The organism is Micromonospora echinofusca, assembly GCF_017614955.1.
Lineage (GTDB): Bacteria > Actinomycetota > Actinomycetes > Mycobacteriales > Micromonosporaceae > Micromonospora > Micromonospora echinofusca_A.
In genome coordinates this window covers 1-13702 of sequence record NZ_WVUH01000197.1, presented here as the reverse complement: position 1 = coordinate 13702, position 13702 = coordinate 1, and the positions used below count along the sequence as shown (strand labels likewise).

At 73.2% G+C, this 13702-nt stretch carries 14 protein-coding genes and 1 tRNA gene; 6 read left to right on the top strand and 9 right to left on the bottom strand.

Annotation, left to right across the window (positions count from 1 at the left end):
• Nucleotides 1–2: 2 nt before the first annotated feature.
• From hutH to GSF22_RS20980, 6 genes are read right to left on the bottom strand one after another with little or no spacing between them, the layout of a single operon-like run.
• Nucleotides 3–1541, bottom strand: coding sequence for a histidine ammonia-lyase (gene hutH / locus GSF22_RS21005; protein WP_208815441.1), 1539 nt, complete (start codon nt 1539–1541; stop codon nt 3–5).
• Complete coding sequence (gene hutI, locus GSF22_RS21000) at nt 1529–2707, bottom strand: imidazolonepropionase (RefSeq protein WP_208815442.1); 1179 nt, start codon at nt 2705–2707, stop codon at nt 1529–1531. Before hutI ends, hutH begins: the two co-directional genes overlap by 13 nt.
• Nucleotides 2704–4056: a formimidoylglutamate deiminase gene (locus tag GSF22_RS20995; RefSeq protein ID WP_208815440.1), complete on the bottom strand. Its 1353-nt coding sequence runs from the start codon at nt 4054–4056 to the stop codon at nt 2704–2706. Before GSF22_RS20995 ends, hutI begins: the two co-directional genes overlap by 4 nt.
• Before the next feature lie 31 nt (nt 4057–4087).
• Nucleotides 4088–5308 carry an allantoate amidohydrolase gene (locus GSF22_RS20990; protein WP_208815439.1) on the bottom strand — a complete coding sequence of 407 codons (1221 nt, stop codon included), beginning with the start codon at nt 5306–5308 and terminating at the stop codon, nt 4088–4090.
• An 11-nt stretch (nt 5309–5319) separates the two neighbouring features.
• Nucleotides 5320–6969, bottom strand: coding sequence for a urocanate hydratase (hutU, locus tag GSF22_RS20985; protein WP_208815438.1), 1650 nt, complete (start codon nt 6967–6969; stop codon nt 5320–5322).
• A 45-nt stretch (nt 6970–7014) separates the two neighbouring features.
• Entirely contained in the window at nt 7015–7872 is an 858-nt protein-coding gene (locus GSF22_RS20980) for a MurR/RpiR family transcriptional regulator (protein WP_208815437.1), read from the bottom strand.
• Nucleotides 7873–7939: 67 nt separating this feature from the next.
• Here GSF22_RS20980 and GSF22_RS20975 point away from each other — a divergent pair, with 67 nt between their 5' ends.
• Both GSF22_RS20975 and GSF22_RS20970 read left to right on the top strand, forming a co-directional pair.
• Entirely contained in the window at nt 7940–8773 is an 834-nt protein-coding gene (locus GSF22_RS20975; RefSeq protein WP_208815436.1) for an O-methyltransferase, read from the top strand.
• 47 nt (nt 8774–8820) lie between these two features.
• On the top strand, nt 8821–9660 hold the full coding sequence (locus GSF22_RS20970) for an MOSC domain-containing protein (RefSeq protein ID WP_208815435.1): 840 nt from the start codon (nt 8821–8823) through the stop codon (nt 9658–9660).
• Between the two features lie 70 nt (nt 9661–9730).
• On the opposite strand, the gene GSF22_RS20965 is transcribed toward GSF22_RS20970, so the two are convergent.
• The 3 genes from GSF22_RS20965 to bcp form a co-directional block, all read right to left on the bottom strand.
• Nucleotides 9731–9816 (bottom strand) — tRNA-Leu (locus tag GSF22_RS20965).
• Complete coding sequence (locus GSF22_RS20960; protein ID WP_208815434.1) at nt 9802–10167, bottom strand: hypothetical protein; 366 nt, start codon at nt 10165–10167, stop codon at nt 9802–9804. Before GSF22_RS20960 ends, GSF22_RS20965 begins: the two co-directional genes overlap by 15 nt.
• 664 nt (nt 10168–10831) lie before the next feature.
• On the bottom strand, nt 10832–11308 hold the full coding sequence (gene bcp, locus GSF22_RS20955) for a thioredoxin-dependent thiol peroxidase (RefSeq protein ID WP_208815433.1): 477 nt from the start codon (nt 11306–11308) through the stop codon (nt 10832–10834).
• A gap of 178 nt (nt 11309–11486) precedes the next feature.
• On the opposite strand from bcp, the gene GSF22_RS20950 reads away from it, so the two are divergent.
• From GSF22_RS20950 to GSF22_RS20935, 4 genes are all read left to right on the top strand, one after another.
• Complete coding sequence (locus GSF22_RS20950; protein WP_208815432.1) at nt 11487–12203, top strand: energy-coupling factor ABC transporter permease; 717 nt, start codon at nt 11487–11489, stop codon at nt 12201–12203.
• Entirely contained in the window at nt 12200–12595 is a 396-nt protein-coding gene (locus GSF22_RS20945) for a PDGLE domain-containing protein (RefSeq protein ID WP_208815431.1), read from the top strand. Before GSF22_RS20950 ends, GSF22_RS20945 begins: the two co-directional genes overlap by 4 nt.
• A gap of 10 nt (nt 12596–12605) precedes the next feature.
• Nucleotides 12606–13376 carry a cobalt ECF transporter T component CbiQ gene (gene cbiQ, locus GSF22_RS20940; protein ID WP_208815430.1) on the top strand — a complete coding sequence of 257 codons (771 nt, stop codon included), beginning with the start codon at nt 12606–12608 and terminating at the stop codon, nt 13374–13376.
• The coding region (locus tag GSF22_RS20935; RefSeq protein ID WP_208815429.1) for an energy-coupling factor ABC transporter ATP-binding protein at nt 13373–13702 on the top strand (330 nt) is incomplete at its 3' end. The genes cbiQ and GSF22_RS20935, both read left to right, overlap by 4 nt.

Genomic DNA, 13702 nt, shown 5'->3' with positions numbered 1-13702 from the left:
GGTCAGGCGAGGGGGCCGATCTCCTGCTCGATGGTGGCCCGCAGGGCCCGGCTGCGGACCGTGTCCCGGGCGGCCTCCATCACCGGGGCGAGGAAGATGTCCGGGCCCGGCTCACCGGCCACCCCCGCCAGCGCCGCCACTGCCGCCCGGCCGGCCGGTGACGGGGTCAACGGGGCGCGGAGCTGGATGCCGCGTACGCCGGCCAGCAGCTCGACCGCGAGCAGGCTGGTGAGGTTGTCCAGGACGGTACGCAGCTTCTTCGCCGCCGCCCAGCCCATCGAGACGTGGTCCTCCTGCATGCCGCTGGTGGGCAGCGAGTCCACCGAGGCGGGCGCGGCCAGTCGCCGGTTCTCCGCGACGATCCCGGCGGCGGTGTACTGGGCGATCATCAGGCCCGAGTTGACCCCCGGGTCCGGGGTGAGGAAGGCGGGCAGGTCCCGCGACCGGCACACGTCGAGCAGCCGGTCCACCCGGCGTTCGGCGATGGCCCCGACCTCGGCGGCGGCGATGGCCAGGAAGTCGGCGGCGAACCCGAGCGGGGCGCCGTGGAAGTTGCCGGTGGACTCGACCCGCCCGTCGGGCAGGACCACCGGGTTGTCCACCACCGACCGTAGTTCCCGCCCGGCGACCGTGTCGACGAAGGCCAGGGTGTCCCGGGCGGCGCCGGCCACCTGGGGCGCGCAGCGCATCGAGTACGCGTCCTGCACGGCGTGCGCCACGTCGTCCCGGTGCGAGTCCATGATCTCCGAGGACTGGAGCAGCCGGTGGATGTTCGCCGCGGACACCGCCTGCCCGGGGTGCGGCCGGATCGCGTGCAGCTCCGGCAGGAACGGCCGGTCCGAACCGAGCATCGCCTCGATCGCCAGGGCGGCGGTGACGTCGGCCATGGTGAACAGGTGCGCGGCGTCGTCGATCGCGAGCAGCAGCATGCCGAGCATGCCGTCGGTGCCGTTGATCAACGCCAGCCCCTCCTTGGCGGCCAGCTCGATCGGGGCGAGCCCGGCCGCCCGCAGCACCGGACCGGCGTCGAGGCGCTCCCCGGCCGGGCCGAGCACCCAGCCCTCGCCGAGCAGCACCAGCGCGCAGTGCGCCAGCGGGGCCAGGTCACCGGAGGCGCCGAGTGAGCCGTGCTCCGGTACCCACGGGGTGATGTCCGCGTTGAGCAGGTCGACCAGCGCCTGGGCCACCAGCGGCCGGACCCCGGAGTGCCCGAGGGCGAGGGAGCGTACCCGCAGCAGCATCATCGCCCGGACCACCTCGCGGGGCATCGGGGCACCCACCCCGGCCGCGTGCGAGCGGATCAGCGCGTGTTGCAGCTCGGCCCGGCGTTCCGGCGCGACGAAGGTGTTGGCCAGCGCCCCGAACCCGGTCGACACACCGTAGACGGGCCGGCCGGCGCGCTCGATCCCGTCCACGATGGCCCGGCTGGTGGCCAGGGCCTCCAGGGTGGACGTGTCCAGGACGACCTTGGCATGGCCGCGTGCCACGGCGAGCACGTCGGCGGGGGAGATTCCGGTGGGCAGGACGGTCACGGTCGACATTGCGGGACTCCGTTGTGCAGAACCTGGCGGATCAGTGGCACCCCTGGCCGGTAGGCCAGGTGCAGGTGGGACGGGGCGTCGAGGATCATCAGGTCGGCCCGGGCGCCCGGCCGGAGCACGCCGACGTCGGTGCGGCGCAACGCCCGCGCCCCACCGGCGGTCGCCGCCCACACCGCCTCCGCCGGGGTCATCCCCATCTCGCGTACGGCGAGCGCCACGCAGAACGGCATCGACGAGGTGTACGACGAACCGGGGTTGCAGTCGGTCGCCAGCGCCACGGTCACCCGGGCGTCGAGCAGCCGGCGGGCGTCCGGGTACGGCGACCGGGTGGAGAACTCGGCGCCGGGCAGCAGGGTGGCCACCGTCGACGAACCGGCGAGCGCCTCGACGTCGGCGCCGGACAGGTGCGTGCAGTGGTCCGCGCTGGCGGCCCCCAGCTCCACCGCCAACTGCACACCCGGCCCCGGACCGAGCTGGTTGGCGTGCAGCCGCAGCCCCAGTCCGGCGGCCTGCCCGACGGTGAGGATGGCCCGCGCGTGGTCGGCGTCGAACGCGCCCCGCTCACAGAACACGTCGATCCAGCGGGCGTACGGGGCGGCGGCGGTCAGCATCGGCCCGCAGACCAGCCCCACGTAGTCGTCCGGACGGTCGGCGTACTCGGTCGGCACCACGTGCGCACCGAGGAACGTGGTCTCCTCGGTCACCTCGGTGGCGATCCGCAGCGACCGGGCCTCGTCGGTGACGTTCAGGCCGTACCCGCTCTTGATCTCGATGGTGGTGGTGCCCTGCCGCATCGCCTCGGTACGCAGCCGGCGCACGGTGGCCCGGAGTACGTCGTCGGAGGCGGCCCGGGTCGCGGCGACCGTGGTCCGGATGCCACCCCCGGTGTAGGGCTGCCCGGCCATCCGGGCGGCGAACTCGGCGGCCCGGTCCCCGGCGAAGACCAGGTGCGCGTGGCTGTCCACGAAACCGGGCAGCACGGCGGCCCCCTCGGCGTCGAGCCGACGGTCGGCGGCCGGGGCGTACCGGGCCGGACCGAGCCAGGCGATCCGACCCTCCTCCACCAGGATCGCCGCGCCGCGCCGGATCCCGAGCCGGCCCCCCTCACCGGTACCGGCCACGTTGGTGACCAGTTCGCCGATGTTGTCGACCAGCAGGCTGCTCAGCATCCGGTCACCGCCCCGATCGCATCCCGCAGCGCGGCGGGTACGTCCACCGACACGTGCCGGCCGTCCCGCACCACCGGCCGGCCGTCGACCACCACGTGGGTGACGTCGGCGCCGCCCGCCGCGAAGAGCGCCCCGACCGGGGGTACCCCGGCGGTGCGTACCCCGTCCAGGGCGACAGTGACCAGGTCGGCGCGGGCGCCGACGGCGATCCGGCCGGCGTCCGGCCAGCCCAGCGCGGCGTGCCCGGCGGCGGTGGCCGCGTGCAGCAGTTCGGCGGCGGTGAAGTGGCCACGCCGTTCGGTGCGCAGCCGTTCGTCCAGCTCCACCGCGCGGGCCTCCTCGAACAGGTCGATCACCGCGTGGCTGTCACTACCCAGGCTGAGCGGGCTGCCCGCGTCGGCCAGCGCCCGGGCCGGCCCGATCCCGTCGGCCAGGTCCCGTTCCGTGGTCGGGCAGAGGCAGACCCCGGTGCCGGTCCGGCCGAGCAGGGCGACGTCCGCGTCGGTGAGATGGGTGGCGTGCACGGCGGTCGTCGACGGACCGAGTACCCCGGAACCGGCCAGCAACTGGGTCGGGGTGCGCCCGTGCCGTTGCAGGCAGGCCACGTTCTCCGCGCGCTGCTCGGAGAGGTGCAGGTGCAGCGGCACGCCCTCGTTGCGGGCGGCGAAGGTGGCCAGGAACTCCGCCGGTACGGCCCGGACCGAGTGCAGGGCCGCGCCGATCCGGGCGTGTGGTCGGGCGCGTAGCGCGTCGTGCCGGGTCGACCAGCCGTCCACGTCGCCGTCACCGAACCGTCGCTGGGTGCCGGTGAGCGGGGTGCCGTCCACCCCGGCGGTCAGGTAGAGGGTGTCCAGCAGGGTGAGCCGGACACCGGCCTGCGCGGCGGCTTCGACGAGCGCCACGCCCATCGCGTTCGGATCGGCGTACGGCACCCCGTCCGGCCCGTGGTGCAGGTAGTGGAACTCGCCGACGCAGGTGACGCCGGTCAGCGCCATCTCCGCGTAGGTGGCCCGGGCCAGTGCCAGGTACGTGTCCGGGTCGAGCCGCCCGGCCACCTCGTACATCCGGTCCCGCCAGCTCCAGAAGTCACCCCGACCGCCGTGGGTACGCCCGCGCAACGCCCGGTGGAACGCGTGCGAGTGGGCGTTGGCCAGCCCCGGCACGGTCAGTCCGGGTAGCCGGACGGCGTCCGGTGGTGCGGTCGCCCCGACGGTGACCGAGCTGATCCGCCCGGCGTCGACCTCGACGAGCACGTCACCGACGGGTGCGGCTGCGGTGGCTCCGGTGGCGCCGTCCGAGTCGGCGTCGGCCAGCCAGGCGTACTCGGCGAACCAGCGGCGGCTCACGGCCGCCCCCTGTCGAGCTGCTCCGACTGTGCTAGCGGCATGTCAGCTCCTCCAGTACCCGGGCCAGGGCGACCACCCCGGCGGCGCAGTCCGCGTCGCTGGCCGACTCGGCGGGGGAGTGCGACACCCCGGTCGGGTTGCGGACGAAGAGCATCGCGGTCGGCACCAGGCCGGCGAGCACCCCGGCGTCGTGCCCGGCTCCGGTCGGCAGTACCGGCACGTCCAGCAGATCCCGCAGCCGGCCGGTCAGCCCGGCGTCGAAACCGACCAGCGGGGTCGCCGACTCCTCGGTCACGGTCAGCCCGGTACCGTCCGCCTGGGCCCGTTCGACGGCCTCGGCGTGGACCGCGGCGACCAGCCGGTCCAGCGTCTCCGGTTCCGCGGCGCGGGCGTCCAGCCAGCCGGTCACCTGCGACGGGATCGCGTTGGTGGCGTTCGGCTCGACCCGGACCCGGCCGACCGTGGCGTGCGCCCCGTGCCGCCGGGCCTGCCGGTTCGCGGCCAGCACGGTGTGCGCGAAGGTGAGCATCGGGTCGCGGCGGTCGGCCATCCGGGTGGTACCGGCGTGGTTGCCCTCGCCGGTGAAGTCCAGCCGCCACCGGCCGTGCGGCCAGATCACGCTCGCCACCGCGACCGCCGAGTCCTGCTCGACCAGGGCCCGGCCCTGCTCCACGTGCAGCTCGACGAACGCGCCGAACCGGGCCACCAGGTCCGGCCGGGCGCCGGCGGGCACCCCGCCGAACGCGTCGGCCAGGCGCACCCCGTCCCGGTCGGTCAGCGCCGCCGCCCGCGCCGGGTCGAGCGCGCCGGTGAGCAGGCGGGACCCCAGACACGGTACGCCGAACCGGCCGCCCTCCTCCTCGGCGAACGCGACCACCCCCAGCGGCCTGGACGGGGTCACGCCCTGCCGGCGCAGCTCGTCGACGGCGAGGAACGCGCTGACGATGCCGAGCGGGCCGTCGTAGGCGCCGCCCTGCGGTACCGAGTCGAAGTGGCTGCCGGTGAGCACGGCGTCCCCGGCGGCCGGGTCACCCCACCAGGCGAAGAGGTTGCCGTTACCGTCGGACTCGACCGGCATGCCCCGGTCGGCGGCCTGGCCCCGGAACCAGTCTCGTAGCTGCTGCTCCGGTTCGGTGAACGCGTAGCGCAGGTAACCGCCGGTCCGCCCGTCCCGGCCGATCGGCGCCAGCTCGTCCCACACCTTCCGGAAGGTGTGAGGAAGGGGCCCTTCTACTACAGAATCCGTTAACAAGGGGCCCTTCCTTACCGCTCGGCCATCGGGATGCGGACCCCGGTGCGGTCGGCGACCGCCTGCGCCTCCGGGTAACCGGCGTCGACGTGCCGGATGACACCCATCGCCGGGTCGTTGCTGAGCACCCGTTCGATCTTCTGCCCGGCCAGCGCGGAGCCGTCGGCGACGGTGACCTGACCGGCGTGGATGCTGCGGCCCATGCCCACCCCACCGCCGTGGTGGATGGACACCCAGGACGCACCACTGGCCGTGTTGACCAGCGCGTTCAGCAGCGGCCAGTCGGCGATCGCGTCGGAACCGTCGGCCATCGCCTCGGTCTCCCGGTACGGGCTGGCCACGCTGCCGCAGTCCAGGTGGTCCCGGCCGATCACCACCGGCGCGGAGAGTTCACCGGAGGCGACCATCTCGTTGAACCGCACCCCGGCCCGGTCCCGCTCGCCGTAGCCCAGCCAGCAGATCCGCGCCGGCAGCCCCTGGAAGGCGACCCGCTCACCGGCCAGCTTGATCCACCGCGCGAGGGACTCGTTCTCCGGGAACAGGTCGAGGATGGCCCGGTCGGTGGCGGCGATGTCCGCCGGGTCACCGGAGAGCGCCGCCCAGCGGAACGGGCCCTTACCCTCGCAGAACAGCGGCCGGATGTACGCCGGCACGAAGCCGGGGAAGTCGAACGCGCGGGCGTACCCGGCGAGCTGCGCCTCACCCCGGATCGAGTTGCCGTAGTCGAAGACCTCCGCCCCGGCGTCCAGGAACCCGACCATCGCCTCGACGTGCTTGGCCATGCTGGCCCGGGCCCGCTCGGTGAACTCGGCCGGCTTCGCCGCCGCGTAGTCGGCCGCGTCGGCCAGCTCCACCCCCTCCGGCAGGTACGACAGCGGGTCGTGCGCGCTGGTCTGGTCGGTGACGATGTCCACCGGTACGCCCCGGCGCAGCAGCTCCGGCAGGACGGTGGCGGCGTTGCCGACCACCCCGACGGAGAGCGCCCGCCGGTCCCGCTTCGCGGCCAGCACCTTCTCGACGGCCTCGTCCAGCGACCCGGCGACCTCGTCCAGGTAGCGGTTGCGGACCCGGCGCTCCAGTCGGGTCGGGTCGACGTCGACGATCAGGCAGACACCGTCGTTCATGGTCACCGCGAGCGGCTGGGCGCCACCCATCCCGCCGCAGCCGGCGGTCACCGTCAGGGTGCCGGCCAGGGTGCCGCCGAACCGCTTGGCGGCCACCGCCGCGAAGGTCTCGTAGGTGCCCTGGAGGATGCCCTGGGTGCCGATGTAGATCCACGAACCGGCGGTCATCTGCCCGTACATGGTCAGCCCGAGCTGTTCCAGCCGGCGGAACTCCGGCCAGGTGGCCCAGTCGCCGACCAGGTTCGAGTTGGCCAGCAGCACCCGGGGCGCCCACTCGTGGGTCCGCAGCACGCCCACCGGGCGGCCCGACTGCACCAGCAGGGTCTCGTCGTCGGCCAGGTCGGTCAGGGTACGCACCAGCGCGTGGTACGACGGCCAGTCCCGGGCCGCCCTACCGGTCCCGCCGTAGACCACCAGGTCCTCGGGGCGCTCGGCCACGTCCGGGTCGAGGTTGTTCATCAGCATCCGCAGGGCGGCCTCCTGCGCCCAGCCCCGGGCGGTGCGGGCGGTGCCGTGCGCGGCGCGTACCGGCTGGTACATCGGGCACTCCTTCTGGTGGTCGGGTCGGGGTGGTGCGGGTGGGGGTCAGGTCAGGAACAACTGGCGGCGGGCGGCGGACGCCTCGAACGCCTCCAACCGGTGCTGCGCGTCGGCCGGGGCGGCGTCACAGATCGCCTGGAGCAGCACCATGGCCAGCGCCATCGGTGCGGTGTGCAGGTCGAAGACGAGATGGGCGCCGACCGAGGCGGGGAGCACGATCTCGGCGTACTCGTCGACCGGGCTGACCGGCGAGTCGGTGATCGCCACGATCCGCAGCCCCGCGTCCCGGGCCTCGCGCAGCGCGTCCAGGCTCTCCCGGGGGTACCGGGGCAGCACCATCGCCAGCAGCGCGGTCGCCCCGGCCGCCCGGGCCTGCTCCAGCCGGTCGGCGAGCAGGCTCCCGCCGGTGTCCAGCACCCGCACGTCCGGGTGCACCTTCGCGGCGAAGTACGCGAAGTAGGCGGCCAGCGGCGCGGCCGCTCGCAGCCCCAGCACCGGCAGCGGGCGGCTCGTGGCCAGCAGGGCACCGGCCCCGGCGATCCGGCCCGGATCGGCGAGCTGCTCGGCCAGCCGGTCCAGGTTGGCGCTCTCGGCGCGGACCGCCCGTTGGAGTTCGTTGCCGCCGTCCGTCGGGGAACCCGGGTCGGTGAGGGTGACCTCGCGGAGCCGGCGGCGCAGGGCCGGGTAGCCGTCGTAGCCGAGGGCGATCGCGAACCGGGTCACCGACGGCTGGCTCACCTGGGCCAGGTCGGCGACCTCGGCGGCGGAGAGGTACGCCGCAGAGGCAGCGTGTTGCACGAGGCAGTGCGCGATGCGTCGCTGGGTCGGGGTGAGCCGGATGCCGCCGAAGAGGTCCAGCACCCGGTCCGGCGGCGCAGCCGGGATGACGAGTTCGTCATTCATGCCGTGACTGTATGCATGAAAACATTCATTGGCAACGGGGGCCGGAAGAAGTGGTAAGAACCCTGTCGTGGACGCAACGAAGCTTCGCCGTGCCATCAGTCGTACCCGGCTGGCCCCGGTCGCGGCGTTCCCCAAACGGATGCTCCGGGTGAGCAAGCACAACGCCAAGGTGCTCAAGGTCTCCGCCCGGTGGCTGGTCACCTCCCGGGAACATCACAACTACACCTACGACCTCACCACGCTGAGCCGCAGCCACCTGGCCTGGTTCGTCAGCCTCATCTGCGACACGCCGATCGCCCAGGTCCGCACCTACCTCGACGAGATCGAATCCGACGAGCACCTGCGCCGGCACCTCGAACAGGCCATCGCCGGTGCCGACCGGCGCGGCCTCGCCGACCGGCAGGTGCGCTACGCCCGCCGGATCGGCTGGTACGCCATCGTGCGGGCCCGCAAGCCGCAGCACATCGTGGAGACCGGGGTGGACAAGGGGCTGGGCAGTTGCGTACTCGCCGCCGCCCTGCTGCGCAACGCCGCCGAGGGCCACCCCGGCCGGGTCACCTCCCTGGACATCAACCCCGAAGCCGGGTACCTCGCCAAGGTGGCCCCCTGGTCGGAGGTGATCGACCTGGTCATCGGCGACTCGATCGCCTCGATCAAGGCCCTCGACCGGCCGGTCGACCTCTTCCTGCACGACAGCGACCACAGCCGGGTACACGAGAAGCGGGAGTTCGACGCGGTCGAGGGCAAACTCGCCCCCGGCGCGCTGCTGCTCACCGACAACGTCACCACCACCAACGTCCTCGCCAACCACGCCGAACGCACCGGCCGGCGCTTCCTCGCCTACCGGGAGACCCCGGTCGACCACTGGTACCCCGGGGACGGCATCGGCGCCGCCTGGTGACCGGTGTCCGCCGCAGGGACACCACCATGACGTGACACCCTGACCGGATGCGTGTCGCCTCGATCCACACGTACCCGGTCAAGGGTGGCCGCCGGCTCGACCACGACGCGGCCCCGGTCGAGCCGTGGGGCCTGGCCGGCGACCGACGCTGGATGGTCGTCGGTCCCGACCTGGTCGCGCTGACCCAGCGCCAACTGCCCGGCCTCGCCCTGCTCCGACCCGCGCCGTACCCCGGCCGGAGCCGCCCGGGTGCCGCCGGCGGGATCAGCCTGCGCGCGCCCGGCCGGACCGCCCTCGACGTCCCCGAACCCACCACCGGCGACCGCCTGGCGGTCCGGGTCTTCACCCACCAGCCGCCGGTACCCGTCCGCGTCGCCGGGCCGGACGCGGACGCCTGGCTCAGTGACCTGCTCCACCGCCCGGTGCGCCTGGTCTGGCTCGACGAGCCGACCGCCGCCCGCCAGGTCAACCAGGAGTACGGGTCCCCGGACGACCGGGTCAGCCTCGCCGACGGCTACCCCCTGCTGCTGGCCAACGCCGACTCGCTCGCCGACCTGAACACCGGGCTGGCCGGGGCCGCCGAGGAGCCGGTACCGATGACCCGGTTCCGGCCGAACCTGGTGGTCGACGGCGCCGGGCCCTGGGCCGAGGACAGTTGGCTCGGCGGCCGGCTGCGTGTCGGGCCGGTCACCTTCCGGGTGGTCAAGCCCTGCGTCCGGTGCGTGGTGACCACCGTCGACCAGGAGACCGGGGTGAAGGGCCAGCAGCCGCTGCGTGTCCTCGCCGACCGTCGACGGGTCGGGCAGGACCTCCTCTTCGGGGTGCACCTGATCCCGGACGTCACCGGCACCGTCCGGTGCGGCGACCCCGTCGGCCCCCTCACCTGAACGCCGTACGCATCCGACCCGGGCTGTCTGGCCACCTGCTTCAGAGCCCGTAGGGCCCGTGACGGAGAACTGGTGCGGGAGAGGGGAGTCGAACCCCTACGTCCTTCCGGACAACAGGACCTAAACCTGCCGCGGCTGCCATTACGCCACTCCCGCCGACCTGACGAGTCTAGAGCGTCGGGCGGCGACCGTGTTCAGACCGGCGGCGCGCAGGATATTTGAAACTGTTCCGTGACTCACCCGGCAACCTCCGTCGGGTAGTTGGCGTAGCCGGCGGGCGATGCTCTTGGGCCCGAGTTCGGGATGCGCCAACGCGTAGCGGATCACGGTGTCGCTGCGGGTGGCGGCTCGCCACCGGCGCCCGTCGGGCCGTGGATCGAGGACACCGGCCTCGGTCAGCCGGGCCCGGATGCGGTGCAGGTGTGCGGGGTGGCAGCCGACCAATCGCGCGGCGGCGTCGGCGGTCAACTCCTGCCGGTCGACCCGGCGTAGCACGTCGACCAGCACGGGTTCGGGTACCGTCTGTCGGCGCCCTGCCGGGCCGGCTGTGGCAACTCCGGTAGCGTCCTGCGGGGCGGGGGTGGCCCCGAACCTGCGGCGGTTGCGGCCCGCGTAGGTCGCCGTCTGACTGTGGCAGTTCGGACAGAGCAGGCGGAGGTTCCCCGGCCGGCAGTCCCAGTTCTCCCCGCTGATGTGGTCGACATGCAGGGTGAGCTGCCGCCCGTTCCACGATGGACCGAGGTTGCAGACTGCGCAGCGATATGGCACGCCATGTTCGATGAGCGCCCGCCGGAGCAACTCCGGTCGCGCCCGACGGCGCAGTGGGGCACCGAGTACCAGAATTTCGCCCGCAGTCAGGCGTCGTCGTGGGCCCGCACCTCGATTCGGCGAGACGAAGTGTGAGGTGTCGATGGCCAGTTCGGTGATCCGACGCCGGAGATGAGCGTGCGATCCGCCGCTCGGCGCCAGCCGGAAGTAACGGAGAACATCCGCCATGCTCGTTGACGCCGCGACGGCGGCCCGGAGTAGATCGGGTGTGTACCGGTAGCGGACCATGCGCGTACGGTAGCCGGGCGGTGTGACGATGCCTGCCGACCGGTGGGGCCGGACGGCACCGGTCGACGCGACTGCGGGCCCACCGGTGACCGGCGGGCCCGCAGTCGTTTCCGGCTCAGTCCAGCCCGAGGTCCCGGCGCAGCTTCGCCACGTGCCCGGTCGCCTTGACGTTGTACAGCGCCCGCTCGATTTTGCCGTCCGGGTCGATGACGAAGGTGGACCGGATCACCCCGGTCACCGTGCGGCCGTAGGACTGCTTTTCGCCGTACGCGCCGTAGGCGGTGAGCACGCTGCGGTCGGCGTCCGAGACGAGCGGGAAGGTGATCGCGTCGCGCTCGCGGAACTTCGCCAGCTTCTCCGGCTTGTCCGGCGAGATGCCGACCACCTCGTACCCGGCGGCCTGGAGCGAGGCCAGCGAGTCCCGGAAGTCGCAGGCCTGCTTGGTGCAGCCCGGGGTCATCGCGGCCGGGTAGGCGTACAGGATGACCCGTCGGCCGCGCAGGTCGGCCAGGGCGAGGGTCTCGCCGGTGTCGGTGGGCAGTGCGAAGTCGGGCGCGGGGTCGCCGGGGTTGAGGCGGACAGGCGTGGTCATGCGCGAAATCTACCGCCCGACCGGGCCGCCGGTCCGGTGACCGCGCCGCCCCGCCAGCCCGCCCCGGAGTGATCAACGGAACGCCTAGTTGCAAAATATTGGCAACAACCAGGTAGGCCCAATACCCTGAGCCGGTCGACGTGCGTCCGCCGTCGGTGGCTGCGCTGCGGGAGGTCGGATGGAAACCCTGGCGATGCACATAGCGAACGGGATCATCGACGGTCCCGTGGCGGCGGTCTTCGCGGCCTTCGCCCTCGCGGTGCTGGCGTTCTGCGTCCTGCGGGCCCGGAGCGACCTGGACGACCGGCTGGCTCCGATGGCCGGCCTGGTCGCCGCGTTCATCTTCGCCGTCCAGATGCTCAACTTCCCGATCTTCACGGGCGCGGTCAGTGGGCACCTGCTCGGTGGGGCGCTCGCCGCGATCCTGGTCGGCCCGTGGGTCGGCGCGCTCTGCGTGGCTGTGGTGCTGATCGTGCAGGCCCTGGTCTTCGGCGACGGCGGCGTCGCCATGCTCGGCCTGAACGTCACCAACATGGCGATCTTCGGTACCGCGGCGGCGTACCTGCTGGTCGCGCTGCTGCTGCGGGTCCTGCCACGTACCCCGGCGGTCCTGGCCGGGGTCGCGTTCGTCGCTTCGGTGGTGAGCGTCGTCGTCGCGTCGCAGGGCTTCGTCCTCCAGTACTGGCTCGGCGGTACCACCGACCTGGGCAACGGTCTCGGTGGGCTGGCCGCCACGCTCGCCGGCTCCCACCTCCTGATCGGGGTCGGTGAGGGCTTGATCACCGCTACGACGGTGGTGACCGTGGCGAAGGTCCGGCCCGATCTGGTGTACGCCCTGCGCGGTCGGCGGTTGACGCGGCCCGTTTCCGTCCCGGCTGTCGGAGGTGTGCGGTGAAGAAGCGTTCCTGGGGTTTCCTCGTCGGCGGTCTGCTGGTCGCCCTGCTGCTCGCCGGGGTGGTGAGCAACTTCGCCTCGCCGCACCCGGACGGGCTGGACTCCTCGTTGCGAGCCGGTTGCACCTTCGACGCCGACGACAACATCACCGGCGGCAGTTGTCCGGCGCAGGCGGGCCGGGAGCACGAGCTGGCGGACAGCCCGTTCGCCGACTACGGACTACGCGGCATCGACAACCCGTACCTGGCCACCGGCCTGTCCGGGGTGATCGGCGTGCTGCTCACGTTCGCCGTCGGCGGTGGCCTGTTCTGGTTGGCCCGTCGCCGCAACGGCCCGGACACCGGTGAGCCGGCCGGTGACCGCACCGGTACCCGCGTCGGCGCGGCGGGCTAGGCGTCCGGCGATGGGTGCCGGGCACGCCCACGTGCTCTACCAGGACCGGACCTCGCCGGTCCACCGCCTCCCGCCCGAGGTGAAGATCACCGCGATGGTGGCGTTCACCCTCGTCGTGGTGGCCACCCCCCGGGAGGCGTTCTGGGCCTTCGGCGGGTACGCCGTGCTGGTCGCGGTGGTCGCCGCGCTGGCCCGGGTGGGGGCGCGTTGGCTGCTCACCCGGTCGCTCATCGAGGTGCCGTTCGTGCTCTTCGCCTTCGTGCTGCCGTTCGTCGGGCGGGGGGAACGGGTCGACTGGTTCGGCCTCTCCCTCTCCGTCGACGGCCTGTACGGCGGCTGGAACATCCTGGCCAAGGGCACCCTCGGGGTACTCGCGTCCCTGCTCCTGGCCGCGACCACCCCGATGCGGGACCTGATCCTCGGCCTGGACCGGCTGCGGTGCCCGCAGGTGATCACCCAGATCGCCACCTTCATGCTGCGTTACCTCGACGTGCTGGTCGGTGAGGCGAAACGGATGCGGGTGGCGCGGATCTCCCGGGGCGACGATCCGCGTTTCCTCTGGCAGTTGCGGGGCTTCGCGGCCGGGGTGGGTGCGCTGTTCCTGCGGGCCTTCGAGCGGGGTGAGCGGGTCTACCTGGCGATGCTCTCCCGGGGGTACACCGGCCGGATGCCGGCGGTCTGGCAGGCGTCGGGCACGGCCACCGTCGGGCAGTGGCTGCGGGGGGTGAGCGTTCCGGCGGTGGCGGCCGGCATCGCGGCCACCGCAGCCGTCCTGACATGATCGGGTACGTGCAGACTCCGCCCTCGTTGGACGTCCGTGGCGTCCGCTACGCGTACCCGGACGGCCATGTCGCCCTGCACGGGGTGGACCTGACGGTGCCGCGCGGGGACCGGGTGGCGCTGCTCGGGCCGAACGGGGCCGGCAAGACCACCCTGGTGCTGCACCTCAACGGCATTCTGGCCGCCGAGGAGGGCTCGGTGACGGTGGGTGGGCTGGCGGTCAGCCGGGACCGGGCCACCCTCGCCGAGGTGCGCCGTCGGGTCGGCATCGTCTTCCAGGATCCCGACGACCAGCTCTTCCTGCCGACCGTGGCGGAGGATGTCGCG

Excerpts from the sequence above, each read along its gene's own strand:
- GSF22_RS20980 (WP_208815437.1), bottom strand. The coding sequence starts at position 7,872 with ATGAATGACGAACTCGTCATCCCGGCTGCGCCGCCGGACCGGGTGCTG.
- hutH (WP_208815441.1), bottom strand. The coding sequence starts at position 1,541 with ATGTCGACCGTGACCGTCCTGCCCACCGGAATCTCCCCCGCCGACGTG.
- GSF22_RS20970 (WP_208815435.1), top strand. The coding sequence starts at position 8,821 with ATGCGTGTCGCCTCGATCCACACGTACCCGGTCAAGGGTGGCCGCCGG.
- bcp (WP_208815433.1), bottom strand. The coding sequence starts at position 11,308 with ATGACCACGCCTGTCCGCCTCAACCCCGGCGACCCCGCGCCCGACTTC.
- hutU (WP_208815438.1), bottom strand. The coding sequence starts at position 6,969 with ATGTACCAGCCGGTACGCGCCGCGCACGGCACCGCCCGCACCGCCCGG.
- cbiQ (WP_208815430.1), top strand. The coding sequence starts at position 12,606 with ATGGGTGCCGGGCACGCCCACGTGCTCTACCAGGACCGGACCTCGCCG.
- GSF22_RS20950 (WP_208815432.1), top strand. The coding sequence starts at position 11,487 with ATGGAAACCCTGGCGATGCACATAGCGAACGGGATCATCGACGGTCCC.